Source organism: Bradyrhizobium sp. USDA 3256, from assembly GCF_054058275.1.
In genome coordinates, this window is sequence record NZ_JBSSAE010000002.1 from 1,734,929 (window position 1) to 1,758,914 (window position 23,986).

Sequence of the window (23,986 nt, forward strand, 5' to 3'; positions counted from 1 at the left end):
TATTGATCCATGTTGCCAGAGTTTACCGGCCGCGCAAGCGCGATTTGCCAAAGGGTTAACCCGTCCGCGCGGGTGCAGCGCAATGAACCGGATTGGAGAGTAGGCCGTTGGCGCGAACGCGTGACATTCGACTTTCGGAGTGCCGCTTGTCGGTCACGGGAATGATCACCGGCGCGCCCGCTTATGCCGGCCGCTCCAACCAGTTTGGAGCAAGGGCTCCAAACGGTTTGGAGCAAGGGCTCCAAACGGTTTGGAGCAGGGGCTCCAAGCGGATTGGAGCAACCGCTCCAAACGGTTTGGTTGACCATAACGGATGATTGAGGCCGACTGCCCCCCGGGGCAGGTACGGCTCGCTTGCGCAACTCGCCCCGTCCCGGCGATACTATGGCGGGCCAAGGCGCATTTGAGGAGGCGGATATGAAAGTCAACGTCGAGATAGATTGTACGCCCCTCGAAGCGCGGCAATTCTTCGGCCTGCCGGACGTGGCGCCGATGCAGGCCGCCGTGATGGACAAGCTGCAGCAGCAGATGACGTCGAACATCGAGAAGATTTCGCCGGAATCGCTGATGCAGAGCTGGTTCACCTTCGATCCCAAGCTCGCCGAGCGCTTCCAGGACATGTTCGTGGCGATGGCCGGCTTCGGCGGCTCGAGCAAGAAGAAATAGTGACCGGCATGGACAGGAGCGTTGATGGGACCGAACGCCGGTTGCGCCCGCCGAGCCTGTTCCTGATGCTGGCGGAGGCGCGCGGCGTGCTCGAACTCAATTCGAGCCTGCTGCTGTCGCCCCTGCTGATGCAGGCGCCGAAGGGCGATGGTCATCCGGTGCTGGCCCTGCCGGGCTTCCTCGCCAGCGACCTTTCGATGGCGCCGATGCGGCGCTATCTGAAGGAGCTCGGCTACGACACCTACGCCTGGAACATGGGCCGCAATTTCGGCGGGATTTCCAGCAGGCGGGCTGCGCTGCGCGACCTTCTGAAGCGGGTCCATGAGGCGTCGGGACGCAAGGTCTCGATCATCGGCTGGAGCCTCGGCGGCGTCTATGCGCGCGACCTGGCGTTGCAGATGCCGGAGCTGGTGCGCTCCATCATCACGCTGGGCAGTCCGTTCGCCGACGACATCCGCGCCACCAATGCGACGCGGCTCTATGAGCTGCTGTCCGGCGAAGGTGTCGACGACATCCCGGAGATCCGCACCGCGATCGCCGGCGACATGCCGGTGCCGACGACCTCGATCTATTCCCGCACCGATGGCATCGTGAACTGGCGGACCTCGCGCGTGCGGCCGTCGGCCACCGCCGAGAACATCGAGGTGCATTTCGCCAGCCATATCGGCCTCGGCGTCAATCCCGCGGCGCTGTGGGCGATTGCGGACCGGCTGGCCCAGCCGGAAGGGGAATTCCGGCATTTTGACCGCTCGGGCCCCTTTGCCATTGCCTACGGGCCGCCAGAACAGGCACTATCCTGACCAAACGACGAGAAGCGCCGCCCAAGGCGCCCGCGTAAGTAGGCTCTCGGGAGGAGATCATGAGCGACGCCAAGAAGCTGTCCTCGCTGGACGCATCGTTTCTCTATCTGGAAACGCCGGAAATGCCGATGCATGTCGGCAGCATGGCGATCTTCCGGCTGCCCGACGGCTACAAGGGCGACTTCTTCGAGGAGTTCAAGGCGATGATCGCCTCGCGGCTGCACATCGCACCGATCCTCAAGGCACGCCTGCAGAAGGCGCCGCTCGACATCGATCATCCTTCCTGGGTCGAGGACGACCAGTTCGACATCGACCGTCACATCTTCCGCGCCAGCCTGCCGGCGCCGCGCGATCGCGCCACGCTGGAGCGTATCGTCGGCTGGATGCACGCCAAGCTGTTGAACCGCGCCCGCCCGCTCTGGGAGTTCTACGTCTTCGAGGGCATGAAGGACAACGAGATCGGGCTCTATTCCAAGATGCACCATGCCTGCATCGACGGTGGCGCCGGTGCGGCGCTGACCAGCATGATCTACGACCTGACGCCGGTGCCGCGCGAGATCGAGCCGCCGAGCGCGAAGAAGGTCGCGCAGGAGCCGCGCGACATCGCGGCCAATCTGATCGATGCCTATCAGCAACTCTGGACCCAGCCGTTCGAGGCGGCCGCCGCCGCGCAGAAGAGCCTGGAGCTGCCGCGTTCCGGCAAGAGCGACCTCGGCTCGATCCTGTTCGACAACGCCATGTTCCAGATCGAGAGCGCGGTGAAGTTCGCCGGCTCCATGCCGACGGTCATCAAAAGCCTGTCCGACGTCGTCGCCAAGGTCGCCGATCCGAGATCGCGCGAGAGCCTGCAGGCGATGTCCTCGCCGCCGACCATCCTCAACAAGGCGATCTCGTCGGAGCGCAGCTTTGCCGGCACCTCGATCTCGCTGTCGCGTGCCAAGGCCCTCGCGAAGGCGTCCGGCGGCAAGCTCAACGACGTTGTGCTGGCGCTCGCCTCCGGCGTGGTGCGGCGCTATCTGATCAGCCAGGGCGCGCTGCCGAACAAGTCGCTGACGGCAGGTGTTCCGATCTCGCTGCGCGAGGAGGGCAATGCCGAATCCAACAACCAGGTGTTCGGCATGATCTGCTCGATCGCGACCGACATCGAAAACCCCAGGAAGCGGCTGGAAACCATCATCGCGCAGTCGACCAAGTCCAAGGAGATGTCGCATCCGCTGCGCGCCTTGGTGCCGCAGGTCACCAACATCTCGCTGCTGGGCGCGCCGATCCTGGTGCAGATCCTGGCGCTGCTCTACAGCCGCTCCGACCTCTCCAACGTGCTGCCGCCGGCCACCAACATCACGGTCTCGAACGTGCCGGGGCCGCGGCAGACGTTGTATGCGGCGGGCGCCGAGCTGCTGCACATCTTCCCGGTTTCGATCTCGACCCACGGCGTGGCGCTCAACATCACCGTGCAGAGCTACCGCGATCAGCTCGATTTCGGCTTCATCGTGGGTGCCAACATCATTCCCCACGTGCAGGTGATGTGCGACATGCTGCCGCTCGAGTTCGATGTACTCGAGGCGGCGTTCGCTCCCCCGCCTGCGGACATCAGGGGCGCAGCCGAATAAGGATGCCTGTCGATGATTGAAATGCCCCCGCTGCAGTTCGCCGAGACGAACGGCATCCGCATGGGGTTTTATGAAGCAGGCCCCAAGACCGACACGCCGCCGGTGGTGCTGTGCCACGGCTGGCCCGAACTGGCGTTCTCCTGGCGCCACCAGATCAAGGCGCTGGGCGAGGCCGGCATCCGGGTGATTGCGCCGGATCAACGCGGCTATGGCGCGACCGACCGGCCGGAGCCGGTCGAGGCCTACGACATGGAGCACCTGACCGGCGATCTCGTCGGCCTGCTCGACCATCTCAAGATCGACAAGGCGATCTTCGTCGGTCACGACTGGGGCGGCTTTGTCGTCTGGCAGATGCCGCTCAGGCATCCTGCGCGGGTCGCCGGCGTCGTCGGCGTCAACACGCCGCATTGGGACCGCGCGCCGATGGATCCGATCGCGCTGTTCCGCCAGCGCTTCGGCGATCACATGTACATCGTCCAGTTCCAGGATCCGGCGCGCGAGCCCGACCGCATCTTCGGCGGCCGCGTCGAGCAGACCTTCGACGCCTTCATGCGCAAGCCGGTGCCGCGTCCGGCGGATGCGCCACCCGAACAGCCGATCGCCGGCGTCGGCGCCTCGGCGCGGCTCAACCTGGCGTTTCCGCAGATGATCGCGAATTACGACGCCAAGCATGATCCGCGCACGCCGATCTTGTCGGCCGACGAGAAGAAGGTGTTCGTGGACACCTTCACCAAGACCGGCTTCACCGGCGGCATCAACTGGTATCGCAATTTCACCCGCAACTGGGAGCGCTCGGCCGGGCTGGACCATCACGTCCGGGTGCCGTCGCTGATGATCATGGCCGAGAACGACGCGGTGCTGCCGCCCTCGGCCGCCGACGGAATGGAGCGGTTGGTGCCGGACCTCGAGAAGTATCTGGTCAAGGACAGCGGCCATTGGACGCAGCAGGAAAAGCCTGACGAAGTCAGCGCGAAGCTGATCGAATGGTGCAGAAAGCGATTTGGCTGACGACGACGTCGTCATTCCGGGGCGATGCGCAGCATCGAACCCCAACGCGCAATTGCGCATTGTGGAATCTCGAGATTCCGGGTCTGGTCCTTCGGACCATCCCGGAATGACTGAGGTTAGAGGGGGCACTTCCAACATGGCGTCCGGCAACAGACTGAGTCCGATTCCGCATCCGCCGACGAAGCCGGTGGTCGGCAACATGCTGTCGCTGGACTCGACCGCGCCGGTGCAGCATCTCGTCAAGCTCTCCAAGGAGCTCGGGCCGATCTTCTGGCTCGACATGATGGGCGCGCCACTCGTGATCGTGTCCGGCCACGATCTCGTCGACGAGCTCTCCGATGAAAAACGCTTCGACAAGGCGGTGCGCGGCTCGCTGCGCCGGGTGCGCGCGGTCGGCGGCGACGGTCTGTTCACCGCCGACACCAAGGAGCCGAACTGGAGCAAGGCGCACAACATCCTGATGCAGCCGTTCGGCAACCGCGCCATGCAGTCGTACCACCCGAGCATGGTCGACATCGCCGAGCAGCTGGTCAAGAAATGGGAGCGCCTCAACGCGGACGAGGAGATCGAGGTCGTCCACGACATGACGGCGCTCACCCTCGACACCATCGGCCTCTGCGGCTTCGACTACCGCTTCAACTCGTTCTACCGCCGCGACTACCACCCGTTCGTGGAATCGCTGGTGCGCTCGCTCGAAACCATCATGATGACCCGCGGCCTGCCGCTCGAGGGTCTGTGGATGCAGAAGCGGCGCAAGACGCTCGCCGACGACGTCGCCTTCATGAACAAGATGGTCGACGAGATCATCGCCGAGCGGCGCGGCAACACCGCCGCGACCGACGACAAGAAGGACATGCTGGCGGCGATGATGACCGGCGTCGACCGCGCCACCGGCGAGCAGCTCGACGACGTCAACATCCGCTACCAGATCAACACCTTCCTGATCGCCGGCCATGAGACCACCAGCGGCCTGCTGTCGTGCACGATCTATGCGCTGCTGAAGCACCCGGAGGTGCTCAAGAAGGCCTATGAGGAGGTCGATCGCGTCCTCGGGCCCGACGTCAACGCGCGGCCGACCTATCAGCAGGTGACGCAGCTCACCTACATCACCCAATGCCTGAAAGAGGCGCTGCGGCTGTGGCCGCCGGCGCCGGCCTACGGCATCGCGCCGCTGAACGATGAGACGATCGGCGGCAAGTACAAGCTGAAGAAGAACACCTTCATCACCATCCTGGTGATGGCGCTGCATCGCGATCCCAGCGTCTGGGGCCCGAACCCCGACGTGTTCGATCCCGAGAATTTCAGCCGCGAGGCTGAGGCCAAGCGCCCGATCAATGCCTGGAAGCCGTTCGGCAACGGCCAGCGCGCCTGCATCGGCCGCGGCTTTGCCATGCACGAGGCGGCGCTGGCGATCGGGATGATCCTGCAGCGCTTCAAGCTGATCGACGTGCATCGCTACCAGATGCATCTGAAGGAGACGCTGACCGTCAAGCCGGATGGCTTCAGGATCAAGGTGCGGCCGCGCGACGACAAGGACCGCGGCGCGTTCGCCGGCGGCACGGGCGCGGTTGCGGCCGCGCCGAAGGCGCCGCGCGCGCCGACCACGCGTCCCGGCCACAACACGCCGATGCTGGTGCTCTACGGCTCCAATCTCGGCTCTGCCGAGGAACTGGCAACCCGCATGGCGGATCTGTCCGAGATCAATGGCTTCGCGACGCGGCTTGGCCCGCTGGACGATTATGTCGGCAAGCTGCCGGAGGAGGGCGGCGTGCTGATCATCTGCGCCTCCTACAATGGCGCGGCGCCCGACAACGCCACGCAGTTCGTCAAATGGCTCGATAGCGACCTGCCGAAGGATGCCTTCGCCAAGGTCCGCTACGCGGTGTTCGGTTGCGGCAACAGCGATTGGGCGGCGACCTACCAGTCGGTGCCGCGCTTCATTGACGAGCAGCTCACCAAACATGGTGCGCGCGCCGTCTATCCGCGCGGCGAGGGCGATGCGCGCAGCGATCTCGACGGCCAGTTCCAGAAATGGTTCCCGGAGGCGGCCAAGGTCGCGACCAAGGAATTCGGCATCGACTGGAATTTCACCCGCACCGCCGAGGACGAGCCGCTCTACGCGATCGAGCCGGTGGCGCAGGGTGCGGTCAACACCATCGTGACGCAAGGCGGCGCGGTGCCGATGAAGGTGCTCGCCAATAACGAGCTGCAGACCAAGGCAGGCGCTCATCCGTCGGAGCGTTCGACCCGGCATATCGAGGTCGAGCTGCCGGCCAGCCTGAAATACCGCGTCGGCGATCATCTCAGCGTGGTGCCGCGCAACGATCCGACATTGGTCGATTCCGTTGCGCGCCGCTTCGGCTTCCTGCCGGCCGACCAGATCCGTCTGCAGGTCTCGGAAGGCCGCCGCGCTCAATTGCCGGTCGGCAACGCCGTGTCGGTCGGACGGCTGCTCACCGAGTTCGTCGAGCTGCAGCAGGTCGCGACCCGCAAGCAGATCCAGATCATGGCCGAGCACACTCGCTGCCCGGTCACCAAGCCGAAGCTGATGGCCTATGTCGGGGACGACGATGCCTCGGCCGCGCGCTATCGCGCCGACGTCTTGGCGAAGCGCAAATCGGTATTTGACCTGCTCGAGGAACATCCGGCCTGCGAGCTGCCGTTCCACCTCTATCTCGAAATGCTGTCGCTGCTGGCGCCGCGCTATTATTCGATCTCGTCGTCTCCGGCCGGCGAGGCGCAGCGCTGCAGTGTCACCGTGGGCGTGGTGGAGGCGCCAGCAAGTTCCGGGCGCGGCATCTACAAGGGCGTCTGCTCGAACTACCTGGCGCGCCGCCGCGCCGGCGACACCGTCCACGCCACCATCAAGGAGACCAAGGCCGGCTTCCGCCTGCCCGATGACAATGCCGTGCCGATCATCATGATCGGGCCGGGCACCGGGCTCGCACCGTTCCGCGGCTTCCTGCAGGAGCGCGCCGCGCGCAAGGCGCAGGGCGCGACGCTGGGGCCGGCGATGCTGTTCTTCGGCTGCCGGCATCCCGAGCAGGACTTCATCTATGCGGATGAGCTGAAGGCGTTCGCCGCCGACGGCGTGAATGAACTCCACACCGCCTTCTCGCGCGCCGACGGTCCGAAGACCTATGTGCAGCACCTCGTCGCCGCGCAGAAGGACCGGGTGTGGGAGCTGATCCAGAAGGGTGCGATCGTCTATGTCTGCGGCGACGGCGGCAGGATGGAGCCCGACGTCAAGGCGACCCTGATGTCGATCTACCGCGAGCGCACCGGTGTCGACACTGACGCCGCCGCGCGCTGGATCGAGGAAATGGGCACCAGGAACCGCTACGTGCTCGACGTCTGGGCAGGTGGCTAGCCCGTGCCTTCGCAGCCCGGATGGAGCGAAGCGTAATCCGGGACAGCGTCAGATGCGGACCGACCGGCTCCCGGATTTCGCGGAGCCTGTCATCGGGCGCGCGTTCGCGCGACCCGTTGGCTCCATCCGGGCTACGCATGGGTGATTTGGGGGCACCGGCCGTGATACAAGCCGCCGCATGATTCCATGGGAAAAGATCGATACCGCGCGCATTCCCGGCACCGAGGGTGAATTGCGTCTGATGCGGCGAGGCCGCGAATTCTCGATCATGCTCGGCACCAACGAGCTGATGAACAGCCGCCTGTCGGGCTCGGAAGAGGCGTTGGCGACGCTCGCCGCGAAGAAGATCGAGAAGGTCGCACGGCCGCATTTTCTGATCGGCGGCCTCGGCATGGGCTTTACGCTGCGGGCCGCGCTCGCCGTGCTCGGGCCCGAGGCGAGAATCGTGGTGGCCGAACTGGTGCCGGCGGTCGTTGCCTGGGCGCGAGGTCCGATGGCGGAGATCTTCGGCGACAGCCTGAACGATCCGCGCGTGAGCATCCGGGAGGAGGATGTTGCCAGCGTGATCGAACGCCAACCGCTCAGCTTCGATGCCATCCTGCTCGACGTCGATAACGGGCCTGAAGGTCTCACCCGCAAGGCCAATGACGCGCTGTATGATGTCTCCGGGCTCAAGATCGCACACACGGCTTTGCGGCGCGGCGGCGTGCTCGCCGTCTGGTCGTCCGGTCCGAACGCCAGGTTCCCGAAATCCTTGTCCCGGGCCGGGTTCGCGGTCAACGAAATTGCCGTCCGCGCCACCGGCCGAGGCCGCGGTGTCCGCCATGTGATCTGGATCGCGGTCAAGGACTAAAGCGCGATGAGATTGGGTTGAATCGTCATCGCGCTTTAGCTCTTTTTGAGCATGATTCTTCGGAAAACCGCTTCACACTTTTCCGGATCATGCTCTAGCCGGCATCCCGGCGCGCTCGCCAGCCTGATCATGCCAGTGGCCGAGCACAAGCCATCACGATGCCTCAGAACATCGTGTTGTTGTTGGCGGGATTCTCCGGAACGGGCTGCGCCACGTCCCAGTGCTCGACGATCTTGCCGTCTCGAGCTTGAAGATGTCGACGATCGCATTGCCGCGAGTGCCGGCTCGCGCACGGCGTGGACGTGCAGGATCACGTAGTCGCCGTCGACGAATGAGCGCTTGATCTCGCTGTGCGAGTTCGGAAACTTCTCGCGCAGGAAGCCGATGAACTTGCGGAAGCCTTCCGGGCCGTCGGCCGCGCCGGGATTGTGCTGCACATAGCGGTTGCCGACATAGGCGAGCGCCGCGTCAGCGTCCTTCTGGTTCAGCCCCTTCTCGTAGAAGGCGAGCACCGCCTTGCGGTTGGCCTCCTGCTGCGCTTCGTTGGCGGCCGCAATTGCCGATGAAGACGCGAGCGCGAGGAGGAGAGCGGCGACGGCTGTCTGTGGCCGGAGAGGGGTCTTCATCTGGTTGCTCCCGGTGGCTGAGCGCTGGATAGCGCTCTCTACAGCGTCCATGCCGCGCCCGGAAGAACGCACTCCTGGCTCACATGGTTACCGGAAGATACCGGAGCCCCGTTCCGATTGAATCGGGACGGGCTCTCGATTCTGGCTTTGAGGCGTTTTCTTCACGCGAACCGGTATCCACTTCGCTCGAAAACGCTCAGGCCTTACGCCGCCTTCGCCGCCGCGCCATGCGCGTGCTTGTCGATGGCGTCGATGATCTGCGGCCACATCGGAATCGGCAGGGCGTGGCCCATGCCCTCGATCATCACGAGCTTCGCGCCCGGGATCGAGACCGCGGTGTCCTTGCCGCCTTCGGGATGCACCAGCGGATCGATGGTGCCGTGGATCACCAGCGTCGGCGCCTTGACGCCGCGCAGGCGCTCCTTGCGGCTGCCGGAGGCGAGGATGGCGCGGAGCTGGCGGCCGACGCCCTCGGGATTGAGGCCGCGCTCATAGGTGCGCCGCGCGCGTTCGGGATCGAGCGCCTCGTCCTCGGGAAACGAGCCGTTGCGCAACACCTTCCAGGTCTGCCCGAAGCGGACGAAATACTCTTCCTTGCTCTTCGGTGGCGGTGCCATCAGCACCGCGGTCGCCTCGCGGGTCGGCCCCGGGATCTTTGGATTGCCCGTGGTCGACATGATCGAGGTCAGCGAGCGCACGCGCTCGGGAAAGGTGATCGCAACCTCCTGCGCGATCATGCCGCCCATCGAGGCACCGACCAGATGCGCAGTGCGGATGCCGAGCGCATCCATCAGCCCGATCGTGTCCCTCGCCATGTCGGCCAGCTTGTAGGGTGCTGCGACCGGGATCTTCAGGAAGCGGAGCTTGAGCAGTTCGAGCGCGGTCAGCCGCTTGCCGCCGCTCAGGCGGGAGGATTTGCCGATATCCCTGTTGTCGAATCGGATGACGCGAAAACCGCGGGCGGCGAGCTGGCGGCAGAACTCGTCGTCCCAATGGATCATCTGGGCGCCGAGGCCCATGATCAGGAGCAGCGGCTCGGCATTCGCATCGCCAAAAATCTCGTAGCAGATGTCGATGCCATTGGCGCGGATGATCTGCGGCGGCTGATGGGCGAGCGTGGTCACGGGCGTCCCCTGCTGGTGTCGCGGTCAGGAACCTCTATGCCACGGATTGACGCAGCGCAGAAGAGCCTCGGCGTCGCTGGTCGCGCCGCGCAGTTGACCGATCAGCAGCAACAGTGTCGTATGGCAGAAACAAATGGAAGCGCGGCAAGCGCTCGAAATTGGTGTGGAGGAGCGCCGCATGGCCGACAAGGGCAACGACCCTGCCGTGATCTGGCAGACGATGATTGGCGAGATGGAGAAGGGGTTCAACTCCTTCGGCAACCAGCTCATGAGCTCGCCGGAATTTTCCAAGGTGATGAACCAGGCCGGCGGCGCCGCGGCCGGTGCACAGAAGCAGCTCGGCGAGCTGATGGAGAAATATCTGCTGGCGATGAACCTGCCGAGCCGCGCCCAACTCGTCGGCATGGCCGAGCGCCTGCAGTCGATGGAGAACCAGCTCAACGAGATCAAGACGCTGCTGCAGCAGGTGCACCACAATTCGCTGGCGCCGGACGACGGCCACGGCGCAACGCCGCGGCCACCGCGCACCAAGCAGCCGCCGGCGGAGGGAGGCAGCAAATGAATGCTCCCACCCCCTTTGATTTCGCCTCGATCTCCGAGCGGGTCCAGTCCGAGGTGCAGCGCGCGATCCAGCGCAGCATCAAGGGCGTCGAGTATTTCTCGAGCTCCGGCCCGTCGCTCGGCTCGACGCCGAAAGACGTGCTGTATTCGCGCGGCACCATGAACCTCTATCACTACCGGCCGCAGGCCAGCGAAGTCTATCGCGTGCCGGTGCTGATCGTGATGGCGACCACCAACCGCGGCTACATCCTCGACCTGGTGCCGGGGCAGAGCTTCATCGAGTTTCTGCTCAAGCGCGGCTTCGACGTCTACATGCTGGACTGGACCGCGCCGAAGCCGGAGGAAAAATCGCTGCGCATGGAGGATTACGTCCTCGACTTCATTCCGGAATCGGTCCGCCGCGTGCAGCAGGATTCCGGCGAAAAGGACGTCTCGGTGATCGGCTATTGCTTCGGCGGCGTGCTGTCGCTGCTCTACGGCTCGATCTTCAACGACGGGCCGATGAAGAACCTGATCTGCTTCACCACGCCGATCGATTTCCGTGAGATGAAGCTGTTCTCGAATTTCGCCGACCGCCGCTATTTCGACGTCGACCGGCTGATCGACAGCACCGGCAACATGCCGCCCGAACTGATCCTGCAATCGTTCGACATGTTGCGGCCGGCCGCGCGTGTCGTCGGCCAGATCCAACTCTGGGACAACATCTGGAACGACGAGTTCGTCAAGTCGTACCGGATGTTCGATCGCTGGGCGACCGACACGCTGCCGCTCGCGGGCGAATATTTCCGCGCCATCACCAAGGACCTGATGTGGGACAACAAGCTCTACAACGACACCATGACGGTCGGCGGCCGCGAGGCGAAGCTTGCCGACATCAAGGTGCCGATCCTGCACGCGGTCGCCGAGCACGACCACATCGTGCCGTATGATGCGGCAAAACATCTCATCACCAAGATCGGCTCCGAGGACAAGGAGGAGGTGATGCTGAAAGGCGGTCACGTCTCGCTGGTCGCCGGCGCCAACGCAATCAAGCGGCTGTGGCCGAAACTGGACTCCTGGCTGGGCAAAAGATCGACCTAAGAAGGGTCGACTTGAGAGAGATCGACATGACCGAACAACGTTCCTATCCGCGCCGCGTCAAGACCGAAGCGGGCGACATCGAGTTTCGCCTGATGATTCGGGACCACGAGGCCGCGGTGCTGGCCTTCGCGCAAAAGCTGCCGACGCATGATCTCTTGTTCTTGCCGCGCAACATCAGCCAGCCGAAGGTGCTGTCGGCCTGGATCAACGAGATCGAGCGCGGCGACATCACGAGCCTGCTCGCGATCAAGGACGGCAAGGTGGTCGGCTGCGGCACCCTGGTGCGCGATCCGCATTCCTGGTCGCCGCATGTCGGCGAGATCCGGATGGTGGTGTCGCTCGACGTGCGCGGACAGGGCGTCGGCCGGGCATTGTCGCAGGAGACCTTCGCCATCGCGCTCGGTGCCGGGCTGGAGAAGTTCTCGGTGCAGATGACCGTCGACCAGCAGGCGGCGATCGCGCTGTTCGAAAGCCTCGGCTTCAAGGCGGAGGCCCTGCTGCGCGACCATGTCCGCGACGTCGAGGGCAAGACCCACGACATCGTCGTGCTGGGGCACAACGTGGCGCAGGTCCGGGCCCAAATGGAGGCGTACGGGGTGTCCGACGCGGTCAGTGGTAATTAGAAACCGTTTTCTGCTGGTTCTCTAGGCAATCTGCCGGATCTTCGTGCTGTTCACAGGTTCGTGATATCGCGCTGCAACATCTATGTTGCGATGCATCATGGGATGTGTCATAACACCGTTGCCCCGGGCCAAACCGGACGGGGTGAGCCCATAGCTCAAACCTGAGGATGGAGAGACCCCCAATGACCACCGAAACCAATTCCGTGCTGAACAGCGTCAAGGAAGCCTTCGCGCCCGTCACCGAGGCGTTCACCAAGCTTCAGAACCTGGAAGTTCCGGAAGCCGCCCGTGAGTTCGTGAAGAAGCAGGCCGAGGCCGCCAAGACCCGCGCTGCCGATGCCTATGCCGGCTCGGAGAAGGTGACCAACGTGATCGAGTCCGCTGTTGCCGGTTCGGTGACCGAAGCCGCCAAGATCAGCCGCAACATCCAGCAGGCGATCTACCAGGACGCCGAGGCGTTCTTCGCCGGTATCGACAAGCTCGCGTCCGCCAAGTCGCTGAGCGAAGCCGCCCAGATCCAGTCGGAGCTGGCCCGTGCGCGTGGCGAACTGTTCGTCTCGCGGGCGAAGGCCACCACCGAGTATCTCGGCAAGCTCGTCACCGACGGTGCGAAGACCGCGCAGGACAACTTCGCCAAGGTCTACGGCAAGACCGCCTGATCGCGGCCGCGCTGACCAACTGCCCTTTTCGAAGGCCCGCCATTTTGCGGGCCTTCTTTTTTGGCGGTGTCCTTCATAACTCAAGTATCCATCGTCATTCCGGACGACGCGAAGCGGCGATCCGGAATCTCGAGATTCCGGGTTCATGCTTCGCACGCCCCGGAATGACGGCGGTGGGGCCATGCTATGCTTCGTTCGTCACCCCTGCGAAACCCCATGACCCTTCCCGCCGCCCTCATTGCAACGCCAGTCGACGTCGAACGCGCGGCCGAGCTGCGGCGCGTCAAGTGGCTGGCGACCGGCGTGCTGGCGGCAACCTTCATCATCTTCATCGCAGCGAAGGCGCTGCTGCCGGTGCATCCGGTGTTCGGTTTCATCGCCGCGTTTGCCGAGGCCGCAACCATCGGCGGCCTCGCCGACTGGTATGCCGTCGTCGCCTTGTTCAAGCGGCCGCTCGGCCTGCCGATCCCGCATACCGCGATCATCCAGAGCAATCAGGCGCGCATCGCCGAGAAGCTTGGCGAGTTCATCGAGAACAATTTCCTGGAATCCGGGCCGGTCGAGGCCAAGCTGCGCGAGATCGATTTCGGTTCGTTCATCGCCGACTGGCTGCGCGACCGCAAGCGTTCCGAAGATCTCGCCCGCTTCGTGCTGCGGATGCTGCCCGAGGCATTCGCGGCGACCGAGAGCTCGGGGTTGATGCAGTTCATCAGCCGCCGCGTCACGACGCAGGTGCTCTCGATCGACCTCGCGCCGCTCGCGGCCGGCGCGCTGCGCGGCTTCGTGCAGGAGGGCAAGCATGGCGGCCTGCTCGACGACATCCTGCGCGTGCTGCACCAGACGCTGACGCAGCAGGAGACCATGGCCGTGATCCGCGACAAGGTCCGCGCCGAGATGCCGACGCTGCTCAGGCTCTATCGTGCCGACAAGTTCGTGGTGAACCGGATCATCGCCTCCGCCACGAAATTCTTCGAGGAAGTGCGCAACGACCCGCAGCATCCGTTCCGCGGCGAGTTCGACCGCATGCTGCTGTCCTTTGTTGACCGGCTCGGCAGCGACAAGGCGTTCGCCGATCGCATCGATGGCCTCAAGCGCGATTTGATGGCGCGGCCCGAGCTTGCCAATCTCGGGCGCACCATCTGGGCCAACGTCAAGGACTTCATCGAGCGCAGCGCCTCGGGCGAGTCGCAGGTGCTGCAGCATCAGCTGGCGCGAATGCTGGTCGAGGCCGGCGACGCGCTCGACGGCGACGCCGACCTGCGCGGCGAGATCAATCAGGGCCTGGTGGCGATCCTGCGCACCGTCGTCGCCGAGCAGAAGAGCGGCGTCTCGAGCTTCATCGCCGACCAGATGAAGAGCTGGGACATGGAGCAGCTGATCTCCCTGATCGAGGTCAATGTCGGCAAGGACCTGCAATACATCCGCTTCAACGGCGCGCTGATCGGTGGGCTCGCCGGCCTCGCGCTTTACACCCTGGAGTACACGCTGCGGCTGCTGTGACCGATTGGGCACGAACGTCACTTTAGTTGTGGCAAGTGTGACCTGGACCGCTTGCACGAAAGTGTCCGGTTCCCTAGCTTTTCAGGACAGATTGTTGCGTTGCGGAACGATTCCGCCGGGTTTGCGTCAATTCCGTTGACCCATTCCCGTTGGTCCCATTGCCGGCGGTCCTGCCGGAAGAGGAGCTGAAATGTCCGTTGCTGCGCAGACGCTACGCCCGCCGTCCAGGACGCTGATGTTTCTGGAAGGCCGCGCCATTCATGAGCTCGGCGCCTTTCTTGGTGCATTGCCGCTGCTCAGCCTCGCGCCGCGCGGCGATGGGCATCCGGTGCTGGTGCTGCCCGGACTGATCGCCTCCGACATGTCGACCCGGCCGCTGCGCGACTTTCTCAGGAGCAAGGGCTACGCCGTCAGCGGCTGGCGCCAGGGCCGCAATCTCGGGCTCCGCGCCGGCGTGCAGGACGGGATGGTCGACCTGCTGCAGGAGATGAATGAGACGACCGGCCGCAAGGTCTCGGTGGTTGGCTGGAGCCTCGGCGGCCTCTATGCGCGCCAGCTCGCCAAGATGATGCCGGAGCGCGTGCGCCAGGTGATCACGCTCGGCAGCCCGTTTGCCGCCGGCCCGAAGTCGACCAACGCCTGGCGCGTCTATGAGATGGCCAGCGGGCGCCGCGCCGATGAGGAGGATTCCCGTTTCGGCGGCTCGCTCGCCAGTGCGCCGCCGGTGCCGACCACCGCGATCTTCAGCCGCACCGACGGCGTCTGCGCCTGGCAGGGCTGTCGCGAGCAGGCCTCGTCGATGACCGACAGCATCGAGGTCGAGAGCAGCCATTGCGGCATGGGTCATCACCCGGCCGTGGTCTACGCGGTCGCCGATCGCCTCGCGCAAAAGGAAGGCGAGTGGGCGCCGTTCGATCGCAGCGGCTGGCGCAGCATCGTCTATCCGGATCCCAATCGCTAGGTCTTGCGAAGGTCTCTCTTCACCTCGCCCCGCTTGCGGGGAGAGGTCGGATTGCGAAGCAATCCGGGTGAGGGGACTCTCCACGTATCGTCTGTCACCGCATTTGCGGAAGCGGCTCCTCACCCCAACCCTCTCCCCGCAACAGCGGGGCGAGGGAGAAGCTAGAGCGGCTACATTGTCGTGAATCGACAAAACGCGCTATGCGTTGGGCATGCCACAGCCGCTTGCCCGCATCGTCGACCAGCTGAAGCGCGAGCCGTCACGCACCGGCTCGATCATCATCACCGTGTTCGGCGATTCCATCGTGCCGCGCGGCGGCTCGGTGTGGCTCGGCACGCTGCTCGAATTCTTCAAGTCGCTCGACATCGACGGCAATGTGGTGCGCACTGCGATGTCGCGGCTCGCCGCCGACGGCTGGCTCGAGCGCAACAAGGTCGGCCGCAACAGTTTTTATCGGCTGAACGCCAAGGGCCGGCAGACCTTCGACACCGCGACGCGGCACATCTACGATCCGCCGCCGTCGGACTGGACCGGCCGCTTCGAGCTGCTGCTGATCGGCAATGCCGAGGACCGCGATGCCGCGCGCGAGGCGTTGAAGAATGCCGGCTTCGGCAGCCCGCTGCCCGGCGTGTGGGTGGCGCCGTCGGGCGTGCCGATCCCCGATGAAGCGTCGCGCGCGATCCGTCTCGAAGTCTCCGCGGAAGACGACAGCGGACGCCGGCTGCTCAGCGAGAGCTGGCCGCTCGACCGCACCGCGGACGCCTATCTGAAGTTCATGAAGACGTTCGAGCCGCTGCACGGCTCGATCATCCGCGGCGAGACACTGAGCGACGCCGACGCCTTCACCGCGCGCATTCTCTTGATCCACCATTACCGCCGCGTCGTGCTGCGCGATCCGCTGCTGCCGTATCAGCTGCTGCCCAAGGATTGGCCGGGCAGGGCGGCGCGGAAACTCTGCGGCGAGATCTATCGCGGACTGCTTTCGCCGTCGGAACAATGGCTTGACGACCATGCAACCAACGAGGACGGGCCGCTGCCGAAGCCCAACGGGGCAGTGGCGCGCCGTTTCGAGGGCGTCTGAACATATTACAAAAACTTCTTGCATTTGAAAATTATTGTTATATATTCCCTTCCAACAACACACCGGGAGGTCGGCCATGTACACGCAGGCGCTCAACTCATCCGACGGCGACGATCGCGGCGTCGAGGATGTGGCCCGTGCCAGTCAGTTCCAGGCCCGCATCGATGCCGACGAGCGCATCGAGCCGAACGACTGGATGCCCGCCGCCTATCGCAAGACGCTGACGCGGCAGATTTCCCAGCACGCGCATTCCGAAATCGTGGGCATGCTCCCCGAGGGCAACTGGATCACCCGCGCGCCGTCGCTGCGTCGCAAGGCTGCGCTGCTCGCCAAGGTGCAGGACGAATGCGGCCACGGCCTCTATCTCTACGCCGCCGCCGAGACGCTCGGCACCTCGCGCGAAGAGCTGGTCGACGCGATGCTCTCGGGCAAGGCGAAGTATTCCTCGATCTTCAACTATCCGACGCTGACCTGGGCCGACATCGGCACCATCGGCTGGCTGGTCGACGGCGCGGCGATCATGAACCAGATCCCGCTGTGCCGTTGCTCCTACGGCCCCTATGCGCGGGCGATGATCCGCGTCTGCAAGGAAGAGTCGTTTCACCAGCGCCAGGGCTTCGAGATCATGGTGACGCTGTGCCGCGGCACCGCGGAGCAGAAGGCGATGGCGCAGAACGCGCTCGATCGCTGGTGGTGGCCGGTGCTGATGATGTTCGGTCCGCCGGACCAGGCCAGCCAGCACAGCGACACCTCGACCAAATGGAAGATCAAGCGCTTCTCAAACGACGAGTTGCGCCAGAAATTCATCGACGCCACCGTGCCGCAGGCCGAATTCCTGGGCCTGACGATCCCCGATCCCGGCATGAAGCAGAACGCAAACGGCAATTGGGAGCACAGCCCGATCGACTGGGACGAATTCAAGCAGGTGCTATCAGGCAACGGCCCCTGCAACCGCGATCGTCTCGCCGCGCGCCGCAAGGCGCATGAGGAGGGCGCCTGGGTGCGCGAGGCCGCGATGGCCTATGCCGAGAAGCGCAGGAGCCGCCAGCTCGCGCAAGCCGCAGAATAAGGGAGCACCGCCATGGCCACGCCGAACGTTCCGCTCTGGGAAGTCTTCATCCGCAGCCGCAATGGCCTCGCGCACAAGCATGTCGGCTCGCTGCATGCGGCCGACTCGACGCTCGCCCTGCAGGCCGCGCGCGACATCTACACCCGCCGCGGCGAGGGGCTGTCGATCTGGGTGGTGCCCTCGAACGCGATCACCGCGTCCGATCCGTCCGAGAAGGGCATGATGTTCGAGCCGGCGGAATCCAAGATCTACCGCCACCCGACCTTCTACGACGTCCCCGACGAAGTCGGGCATATGTGAATTTCGCTCCCCCTCATGGTGAGGAGCGCGCAGCGCGTCTCGAACCATGAGGCCCGTGCAGTGACAGCGGCCCATCCTTCGAGACGCGCCTTCGGCGCTCCTCAGGATGAGGCTCGAGTGTGTTGATGCAGGATATGAGAACATGGCGACCGCCAACATCGAAGTCTCCGAAACCCCGCTGGTGCTCTACGCGCTGCGCCGCGCCGATGATGCGCTGATCCTCGGCCATCGGCTGTCTGAGTGGTGCGGCCATGCGCCCGCCATGGAAGAGGACATGGCGCTCGCCAATATGGGCCTCGACCTGCTCGGCCAGGCCCGTGAGCTCTACACCTACGCGGCCAAGGCCGAAGGCCGGGGCAACGACGAAGACAAGTTCGCTTACCTTCGCGACGTCAGGCAGTACCGCAATCTGCTGCTGCTCGAACAACCGAACGGCGACTTTGCGCGCACCATGGTGCGGCAGTTCTTCTACGCGGCATTCGCCGATCTCTACTGGCGCGCGATGATGGCCTCGTCCGATGCGACGCTCGCGGCTATCGCGGCGAAGTCGGAGAAGGAGAGCGCCTATCATGTCAGGCATTCGTCGGAATGGATCGTCCGGCTCGGCGACGGCACCGAGGAGAGCCACCGCCGCGCGCAGGGCGCGATCAACGACCTCTGGGCCTATACCGGCGAGATGTTCGCGGTCGACGACAGCGAGCGCGGCCTGATTGACGCCGGCATTGCGATCGATCCCGCGGCGCTGCAACCGCGCTGGCTGAAGACGGTCACCGGCATCGTCAACGAGGCGACGCTGTCGTTGCCGAAGAGCGACTGGATGCAGCAGGGCGGCCGCAGCGGCAGCCACAGCGAGCACCTCGGCCATCTCCTCAGCGAGCTGCAATCGATGCAGCGAACCTTTCCGGGGGCGACATGGTGACCGTTGCGCTCAGCGATGCCGATCTGCGCCGGCGCGCCTGGAGCGCGGCCGCGCAGGTGGTCGATCCCGAGATCCCGGTGCTGACCATCGCCGATCTCGGCGTATTGCGCGATGTCGCGGTCCACGACGGGCATGTCGAGGTCGCGATCACGCCGACCTACTCCGGCTGTCCCGCGATGAACATGATCGCGCTCGAGATCGAGCTCGCGCTGGAGCGTGAAGGCATTCATAAGCCGAAGGTCCGCACCGTGCTGTCGCCGGCCTGGACCACCGACTGGATGAGCGAGGACGGCCGCCGCAAGCTGAAGGAGTATGGTATCGCGCCGCCGCTGCCGGGCTCCTCGCGCCGCGCGCTGTTCGGCGAGCTGGCGGTCGCGTGCCCGCAATGCGGCTCCGTTGATACCGAGCTGCTCTCCGAGTTCGGCTCGACCTCCTGCAAGGCGCTGTGGCGTTGCAGGAGCTGCCGTGAACCCTTCGACTACTTCAAGTGTCATTGACCATGTCGACACCACGATTCCACCGCTTGTCCGTCAGCGACCTTCGCCGCGAGGCGTCGGACGCGATTTCGATGACCTTTGCGATCCCCGACGATCTGCAAGGCGACTACCGTTTCACTCCGGGCCAGTATCTGACGCTGCGCACCACGATGGACGGCGAGGAGGTTCGCCGTTCCTATTCGATCTGCTCCGGTCCCGACGACGGCGAATTGCGCATCGCGGTGAAGAAGGTCGACGGCGGCGCGTTCTCGAACTGGGCCGCCGACGAGCTGAAGACCGGCGACGAGCTCGACGTGATGACGCCGACCGGGCGTTTCGGCGTCGCCCACGCGCCGGGCGAGGCGCGGACCTATGTCGGCTTTGCCGCCGGCAGCGGTATCACGCCGATCCTCTCGATCATCAAGGGCGTGCTGGCGCGCGAGCCGGACAGCCGCTTCTTCCTGTTCTACGGCAACCGCTCGACCGAAGGCGTCATGTTCCGCGAGGCGCTGGAGGAGCTGAAGGACCGCTTCATGCAGCGGCTCTCGGTGTTCCACGTCATCTCTGGCGAGGAGCAGGACATTCCGATCCTGCACGGCCGGCTCGACGGCGAGAAGGTGCGGGTGCTGCTGCGCTCGCTGGTGCCGGCCGAGACGGTCGATCACGTCTTCGTCTGCGGCCCGGTCGCGATGAGCGAGACCATCGAGGCGACCTGTCGCGAGATCGGCATCGCCGACGAGCGCATCCATGTCGAACGCTTCGTATCGGAATTCGGCGGCAAGCCGCGGCCGAAGGTCGTCGTTCCCGCCGGCGCGCCGCCGAAGGCGATCGCCGGGCTGATCATCGACGGCAAGCGCCGCGAGGTCCCGGTAGCCGACGGCGAGTCGATCCTCGACGCCGCGCTGCGCGCCGGCATGGACCTGCCGTTCGCCTGCAAGGGCGGCATGTGCTCGACCTGCCGCGCCAAGCTGGTCGAAGGCGAGGCGCCGATGGACTTGAACTATTCGCTGGAGCCGTGGGAGCTGAAGGCGGGGTTCATCCTCACCTGCCAGGCCAAGCCGTGCTCCGAGAAGGTCGTGGTCGACTACGACCACGTCTGAGAGTTGTCGTCATTCCGGGGCGATGCGCAGCATCGAACCCCAATGCGCAATTGCGCATTGTGGAATCTCGAGATTCCCCGGTGCGCAATTGCGCACCTGAGGTCTGGTCCTTCGGACCATCCCGGAATGACGGAAGTAGCGTTGACGTCTCGCGCGTCGCGCCCAACACTGATTAACGCCAAGAGGCCCTCCGCAACGGGCCCACGCACAGGGAGTTCGATGTGAACGTGAAGGCCACGCTATCGCCCGAGGACTTGACGCCGGAAGATTTGGCCCGCGCCTGCGCCGACGCGATGTGGAAGGAGGACGACGCCAGCAAGGGCCTCGGCATGGAGCTTGTCGAGATCAAGCCGGGGCAGGCGGTGATGGCGATGACGGTGCAGCCGCACATGGTCAACGGCCAGCGCATCTGCCATGGCGGCTACATCTTCACGCTGGCCGATTCTGCCTTCGCCTTTGCCTGCAACAGCCGCAACGATCGCGCGGTGGCGGCGCAGGGCAACGTCACGTTCATCCGGCCCGGCAAGCTCGGCGACCGCCTGGTGGCGACCGCGCGCGAGATCTCGCGCAGCGGCCGCTCGGGAATCTACGACGTGAGCGTCACTGCCGGCGACAGCGTGATCGCCGAATTCCGCGGACATTCGCGCGTGATACCGGGCAGCTGGCTGCCCGACACGGACATCAAGGCATAAAGGCTTCAGGGGAAAACGTCGATGGCAACGGCAAAGCTCAAGGTCAAGGACAGTGGTTATCACGCCGAGCTCGATGCGGCCGAGCGCGCCTCGCGCGACGAGATCATGGCGCTGCAGACCAGGCGGCTGGCCTGGTCGCTCAAGCATGCCTATGACAACGTCGCGCACTACAGGAAGGCGTTCGATGCCGCGGGCGTGCATCCGTCCGATTTCAAGCAGCTGCCCGATCTCGCCAAATTTCCGTTCACGGTGAAGACCGATCTGCGCGACAATTATCCCTTCAACATGTTCGCGGTGCCGCGCGAGCAGCTGGTGCGGGTCCATGCCTCCTCAGGCACGACCGGCAAGCCGATCGTGGTCGGCTACACCAGGGCCGACATCGACACCTGGGCGGACGTGATGGCGCGCTCGATCCGCGCCGCCGGCGGCCGGACCGGCATGCTGATGCACAACGCCTATGGCTATGGCCTGTTCACCGGCGGCCTCGGCGCGCATTACGGCGCCGAGCGGCTGGGCTGCACGGTGATCCCGATCTCCGGCGGCATGACCGAGCGGCAGGTGCAGATCATCAACGACTTCCGGCCCGACATCATCACGGTGACGCCGAGCTACATGCTGGCGATCCTCGACGAATTCAAGCGGCAGGGCCTCGATCCGCGCAAATCGTCGCTGAAGTTCGGCATCTTCGGCGCCGAACCCTGGACCAACGCGATGCGCGTCGAGATCGAGCAGGCCTTCGACATGGACGCCACCGACATCTATGGCTTGTCGGAGGTAATCGGCCCCGGCGTCGCGCAGGAATGCGTGGAGACCAAAGACGGTCTGCATATCTGGGAGGACCACTTCTACCCCGAGGTGATCGATCCGCTGACCGGCGAGGTACTGCCCGACGGCGAGAAGGGCGAGCTGGTGTTCACCTCGCTCACCAAGGAAGCCTTCCCGATCATCCGCTACCGCACCCGTGACCTGACGCGGCTGTTGCCCGGCACGGCGCGGCCCGGCATGCGGCGAATGGAGAAGGTGACCGGCCGCTCCGACGACATGATTATCCTGCGCGGCGTCAACGTGTTCCCGACCCAGATCGAGGAAGCGCTGCTGGCGACCGACTGGTGCGGCGGTCACTTTGTCATTGAGCTGACCCGCGAAGGCCGCATGGACGAGATGACGGTGCTCGCCGAAGCCCGGCCCGAGAGCTGGGATGGCGAAGGGCTGGTTGTTCACGCCGAGAAGGTCTCCGCCTTCATCAAGAACACGATCGGCATCTCCACCCGCGTCCGCGTCGTTGCGCCCGAGACGCTGGAGCGTTCACTCGGCAAGGCGAAACGTGTTTACGACAAGCGGCCGAAAGAATAGCCTAATCCCTGCAATCCAACAGGGCGCAGGGTATGGCCGACACCAATGAAACGACCGCTGCGGAGATCTTGGCTGATATCCGCGCCGGCAAGGTAACGGCGGTCAGCGTCGTCGAGGCCGCACTCGATCGTGCGGAGCGGCTCAAGCACCTCAACACTTTCATCGTGCTGAACCGTGACGGCGCGCTTGCTGCGGCGCGCGAGGTCGATGCCGGGACGCGGACCGGCGCGCTGGCCGGTCTCCCCATCGTCGTGAAGGACAACATCAACACATCAGATCTGCCGACATCGGGCGGCACGCCGGCGCTGCAACACGCGCGGCCTGCGCGAAACGCGCCGTCGCTGCAAAAGCTGCTCGACGCAGGTGCTGTCGTGATCGGCAAGACCAATTTGCACGAGCTCGCCTTCGGCATCACCAGCACCAATCTCGCGCCGTTCGCGGGGCCGGTGCGGAATCCGTACGACACGGGCCGGATCCCGGGCGGGTCGTCCGGCGGAACGTCGGCCGCGATCGCCGCGCGCATCGCCACCTGCGGCCTCGGATCGGACACCGGCGGCTCGACCCGCGTGCCCGCGGCGCTGACCGGGACCGTCGGCCTTCGGCCTTCGGTCGGCAATAGCGGCGCCGAGCGGCGTTATCACGACGACAACCAGGTGGTTCCGATCAGCCATACCCGCGACACCGTCGGTCCGATGGGACGCACGGTCGCCGATGTCGCGCTGCTCGATGCCGTGATATCAGGCACGCCGCTCGCAGCGAGCATCCCGCTACGCGGCGTGCGCCTCGGCACTCCCGGCTGTTTCTGGAACGGCCTCGATCGCGATGTCGAGGCCGTCGCTCGCGCAGCCTGCGCCCGGCTCACGGCCGCCGGCGCGGTGCTGGTCGATGTCGATATGCCCGATCTGTTCGAGCAGAACGGCAAGGTGTCCTTCGTGGTCGCGCTGCATGAGCCGATCGCCGATATTCCGGCCTGGCTTGCCGCCTCCGGGATCGAGGGGATCACGCTGTCCGACATCGCGGCCGGCGTCGCCAGTCCCGACGTCGTCGGCGCTTTCGGCGCCATCACGGCGGACGCCTTCGGTGCCGCCTATGATGATGCGATCAAGGTGCAGCGGCCGGCGCTGCAGGCGATCTATGCCGCGTACATCGCGGACAACAGGTTGGACGCCATCCTGTTTCCGACCACGATCGCGCCTGCACCGGTCATCGACGAAAAGAGCGGGTCCGGAGAAATGTCGGTCAATGGCAGCGCGCCGGTGCCGACCTTCGGCACCATGATCCGCAACACCGATCCCGGCAGCAATGCCGGCCTTCCGGGGCTGTCGCTCTATGCCGGCATGACGCCCGATGGCCTGCCGGTTGGGGTCGAACTCGACGGTCCGGTCGGTAGCGATACCAGGCTGCTTGGGCTCGGCCTGTCGATTGAGGCGATCCTGGGCACGGCCCCGCCGCCGAAGCTCTGACACCGCCGACCGCAAACAAGCCCCTTGAATTGATCGGTCAGTCGATTAGTCATGGCCCGAGGCCATCCGGCCGCCACCATCCGCGTGCCTTG

The 23,986-nt window shown here is 65.1% G+C and carries 23 protein-coding genes; 21 read left to right on the forward strand and 2 right to left on the reverse strand.

Annotation, left to right across the window (positions count from 1 at the left end; translation table 11 throughout):
* Nucleotides 1-417: 417 nt before the first annotated feature.
* From ACVWY5_RS09810 to ACVWY5_RS09835, 6 genes are all read left to right on the forward strand, one after another.
* Nucleotides 418-666, forward strand: a complete 249-nt coding sequence (locus tag ACVWY5_RS09810; protein ID WP_028331826.1) for a DUF6489 family protein — start codon at nucleotides 418-420, stop codon at nucleotides 664-666.
* 8 nt (nucleotides 667-674) lie between these two features.
* A complete protein-coding gene (locus ACVWY5_RS09815) occupies nucleotides 675-1,466 on the forward strand; it encodes an alpha/beta hydrolase (RefSeq protein ID WP_028331825.1) in 792 nt (263 codons plus the stop codon).
* 59 nt (nucleotides 1,467-1,525) lie between these two features.
* Nucleotides 1,526-3,076 carry a WS/DGAT/MGAT family O-acyltransferase gene (locus ACVWY5_RS09820; protein WP_028331824.1) on the forward strand — a complete coding sequence of 517 codons (1,551 nt, stop codon included), beginning with the start codon at nucleotides 1,526-1,528 and terminating at the stop codon, nucleotides 3,074-3,076.
* A 12-nt stretch (nucleotides 3,077-3,088) separates the two neighbouring features.
* The gene (locus ACVWY5_RS09825) at nucleotides 3,089-4,084 is read left to right on the forward strand and encodes an alpha/beta hydrolase (RefSeq protein WP_028331823.1); all 996 of its coding nucleotides are present in this window, start codon (nucleotides 3,089-3,091) and stop codon (nucleotides 4,082-4,084) included.
* A gap of 136 nt (nucleotides 4,085-4,220) precedes the next feature.
* Nucleotides 4,221-7,454: a bifunctional cytochrome P450/NADPH--P450 reductase gene (locus tag ACVWY5_RS09830; RefSeq protein ID WP_028331822.1), complete on the forward strand. Its 3,234-nt coding sequence runs from the start codon at nucleotides 4,221-4,223 to the stop codon at nucleotides 7,452-7,454.
* 178 nt (nucleotides 7,455-7,632) lie between these two features.
* Nucleotides 7,633-8,307 (forward strand): spermidine synthase, encoded by a 675-nt coding sequence (locus ACVWY5_RS09835; RefSeq protein WP_028331821.1) that lies wholly within the window; start codon nucleotides 7,633-7,635, stop codon nucleotides 8,305-8,307.
* 35 nt (nucleotides 8,308-8,342) lie between these two features.
* On the opposite strand, the gene ACVWY5_RS09840 is transcribed toward ACVWY5_RS09835, so the two are convergent.
* Complete coding sequence (locus tag ACVWY5_RS09840; RefSeq protein ID WP_321176788.1) at nucleotides 8,343-8,933, reverse strand: nuclear transport factor 2 family protein; 591 nt, start codon at nucleotides 8,931-8,933, stop codon at nucleotides 8,343-8,345.
* A 203-nt stretch (nucleotides 8,934-9,136) separates the two neighbouring features.
* Nucleotides 9,137-10,057, reverse strand: coding sequence for an alpha/beta fold hydrolase (locus tag ACVWY5_RS09845; protein ID WP_028331820.1), 921 nt, complete (start codon nucleotides 10,055-10,057; stop codon nucleotides 9,137-9,139).
* 178 nt (nucleotides 10,058-10,235) lie between these two features.
* On the opposite strand from ACVWY5_RS09845, the gene ACVWY5_RS09850 reads away from it, so the two are divergent.
* The 15 genes from ACVWY5_RS09850 to iaaH all read left to right on the forward strand — a co-directional run bounded on the left by ACVWY5_RS09850 (nucleotide 10,236) and on the right by iaaH (nucleotide 23,894).
* On the forward strand, nucleotides 10,236-10,619 hold the full coding sequence (locus tag ACVWY5_RS09850) for a hypothetical protein (RefSeq protein ID WP_028331819.1): 384 nt from the start codon (nucleotides 10,236-10,238) through the stop codon (nucleotides 10,617-10,619).
* Nucleotides 10,616-11,698, forward strand: a complete 1,083-nt coding sequence (locus tag ACVWY5_RS09855; RefSeq protein WP_028331818.1) for a PHA/PHB synthase family protein — start codon at nucleotides 10,616-10,618, stop codon at nucleotides 11,696-11,698. The genes ACVWY5_RS09850 and ACVWY5_RS09855 overlap by 4 nt, the downstream gene beginning before the upstream one ends.
* A gap of 26 nt (nucleotides 11,699-11,724) precedes the next feature.
* A complete protein-coding gene (locus ACVWY5_RS09860; protein WP_028331817.1) occupies nucleotides 11,725-12,321 on the forward strand; it encodes a GNAT family N-acetyltransferase in 597 nt (198 codons plus the stop codon).
* Between the two features lie 182 nt (nucleotides 12,322-12,503).
* Nucleotides 12,504-12,980: a phasin gene (locus tag ACVWY5_RS09865; RefSeq protein ID WP_028331816.1), complete on the forward strand. Its 477-nt coding sequence runs from the start codon at nucleotides 12,504-12,506 to the stop codon at nucleotides 12,978-12,980.
* Between the two features lie 216 nt (nucleotides 12,981-13,196).
* A complete protein-coding gene (locus ACVWY5_RS09870) occupies nucleotides 13,197-14,480 on the forward strand; it encodes a DUF445 domain-containing protein (protein WP_028331815.1) in 1,284 nt (427 codons plus the stop codon).
* Nucleotides 14,481-14,670: 190 nt separating this feature from the next.
* Nucleotides 14,671-15,441 (forward strand): alpha/beta fold hydrolase, encoded by a 771-nt coding sequence (locus ACVWY5_RS09875; RefSeq protein WP_028331814.1) that lies wholly within the window; start codon nucleotides 14,671-14,673, stop codon nucleotides 15,439-15,441.
* Between the two features lie 211 nt (nucleotides 15,442-15,652).
* Nucleotides 15,653-16,522, forward strand: a complete 870-nt coding sequence (gene paaX / locus ACVWY5_RS09880) for a phenylacetic acid degradation operon negative regulatory protein PaaX (protein WP_028331813.1) — start codon at nucleotides 15,653-15,655, stop codon at nucleotides 16,520-16,522.
* Nucleotides 16,523-16,598: 76 nt separating this feature from the next.
* A complete protein-coding gene (gene paaA, locus ACVWY5_RS09885) occupies nucleotides 16,599-17,591 on the forward strand; it encodes a 1,2-phenylacetyl-CoA epoxidase subunit PaaA (RefSeq protein ID WP_028331812.1) in 993 nt (330 codons plus the stop codon).
* A gap of 12 nt (nucleotides 17,592-17,603) precedes the next feature.
* Nucleotides 17,604-17,891 carry a 1,2-phenylacetyl-CoA epoxidase subunit PaaB gene (paaB, locus tag ACVWY5_RS09890; RefSeq protein ID WP_024579339.1) on the forward strand — a complete coding sequence of 96 codons (288 nt, stop codon included), beginning with the start codon at nucleotides 17,604-17,606 and terminating at the stop codon, nucleotides 17,889-17,891.
* A 142-nt stretch (nucleotides 17,892-18,033) separates the two neighbouring features.
* Nucleotides 18,034-18,810 carry a 1,2-phenylacetyl-CoA epoxidase subunit PaaC gene (paaC, locus tag ACVWY5_RS09895; protein WP_028331811.1) on the forward strand — a complete coding sequence of 259 codons (777 nt, stop codon included), beginning with the start codon at nucleotides 18,034-18,036 and terminating at the stop codon, nucleotides 18,808-18,810.
* On the forward strand, nucleotides 18,804-19,307 hold the full coding sequence (gene paaD / locus ACVWY5_RS09900; protein WP_028331810.1) for a 1,2-phenylacetyl-CoA epoxidase subunit PaaD: 504 nt from the start codon (nucleotides 18,804-18,806) through the stop codon (nucleotides 19,305-19,307). The genes paaC and paaD overlap by 7 nt, the downstream gene beginning before the upstream one ends.
* 2 nt (nucleotides 19,308-19,309) lie before the next feature.
* A complete protein-coding gene (paaE, locus tag ACVWY5_RS09905; protein WP_038377105.1) occupies nucleotides 19,310-20,386 on the forward strand; it encodes a 1,2-phenylacetyl-CoA epoxidase subunit PaaE in 1,077 nt (358 codons plus the stop codon).
* Between the two features lie 221 nt (nucleotides 20,387-20,607).
* Nucleotides 20,608-21,078 carry a hydroxyphenylacetyl-CoA thioesterase PaaI gene (gene paaI / locus ACVWY5_RS09910; RefSeq protein WP_028331808.1) on the forward strand — a complete coding sequence of 157 codons (471 nt, stop codon included), beginning with the start codon at nucleotides 20,608-20,610 and terminating at the stop codon, nucleotides 21,076-21,078.
* A gap of 21 nt (nucleotides 21,079-21,099) precedes the next feature.
* Nucleotides 21,100-22,431, forward strand: coding sequence for a phenylacetate--CoA ligase PaaK (gene paaK, locus ACVWY5_RS09915; RefSeq protein ID WP_028331807.1), 1,332 nt, complete (start codon nucleotides 21,100-21,102; stop codon nucleotides 22,429-22,431).
* 32 nt (nucleotides 22,432-22,463) lie between these two features.
* A complete protein-coding gene (gene iaaH / locus ACVWY5_RS09920; RefSeq protein ID WP_028331806.1) occupies nucleotides 22,464-23,894 on the forward strand; it encodes an indoleacetamide hydrolase in 1,431 nt (476 codons plus the stop codon).
* Nucleotides 23,895-23,986: the final 92 nt, after the last annotated feature.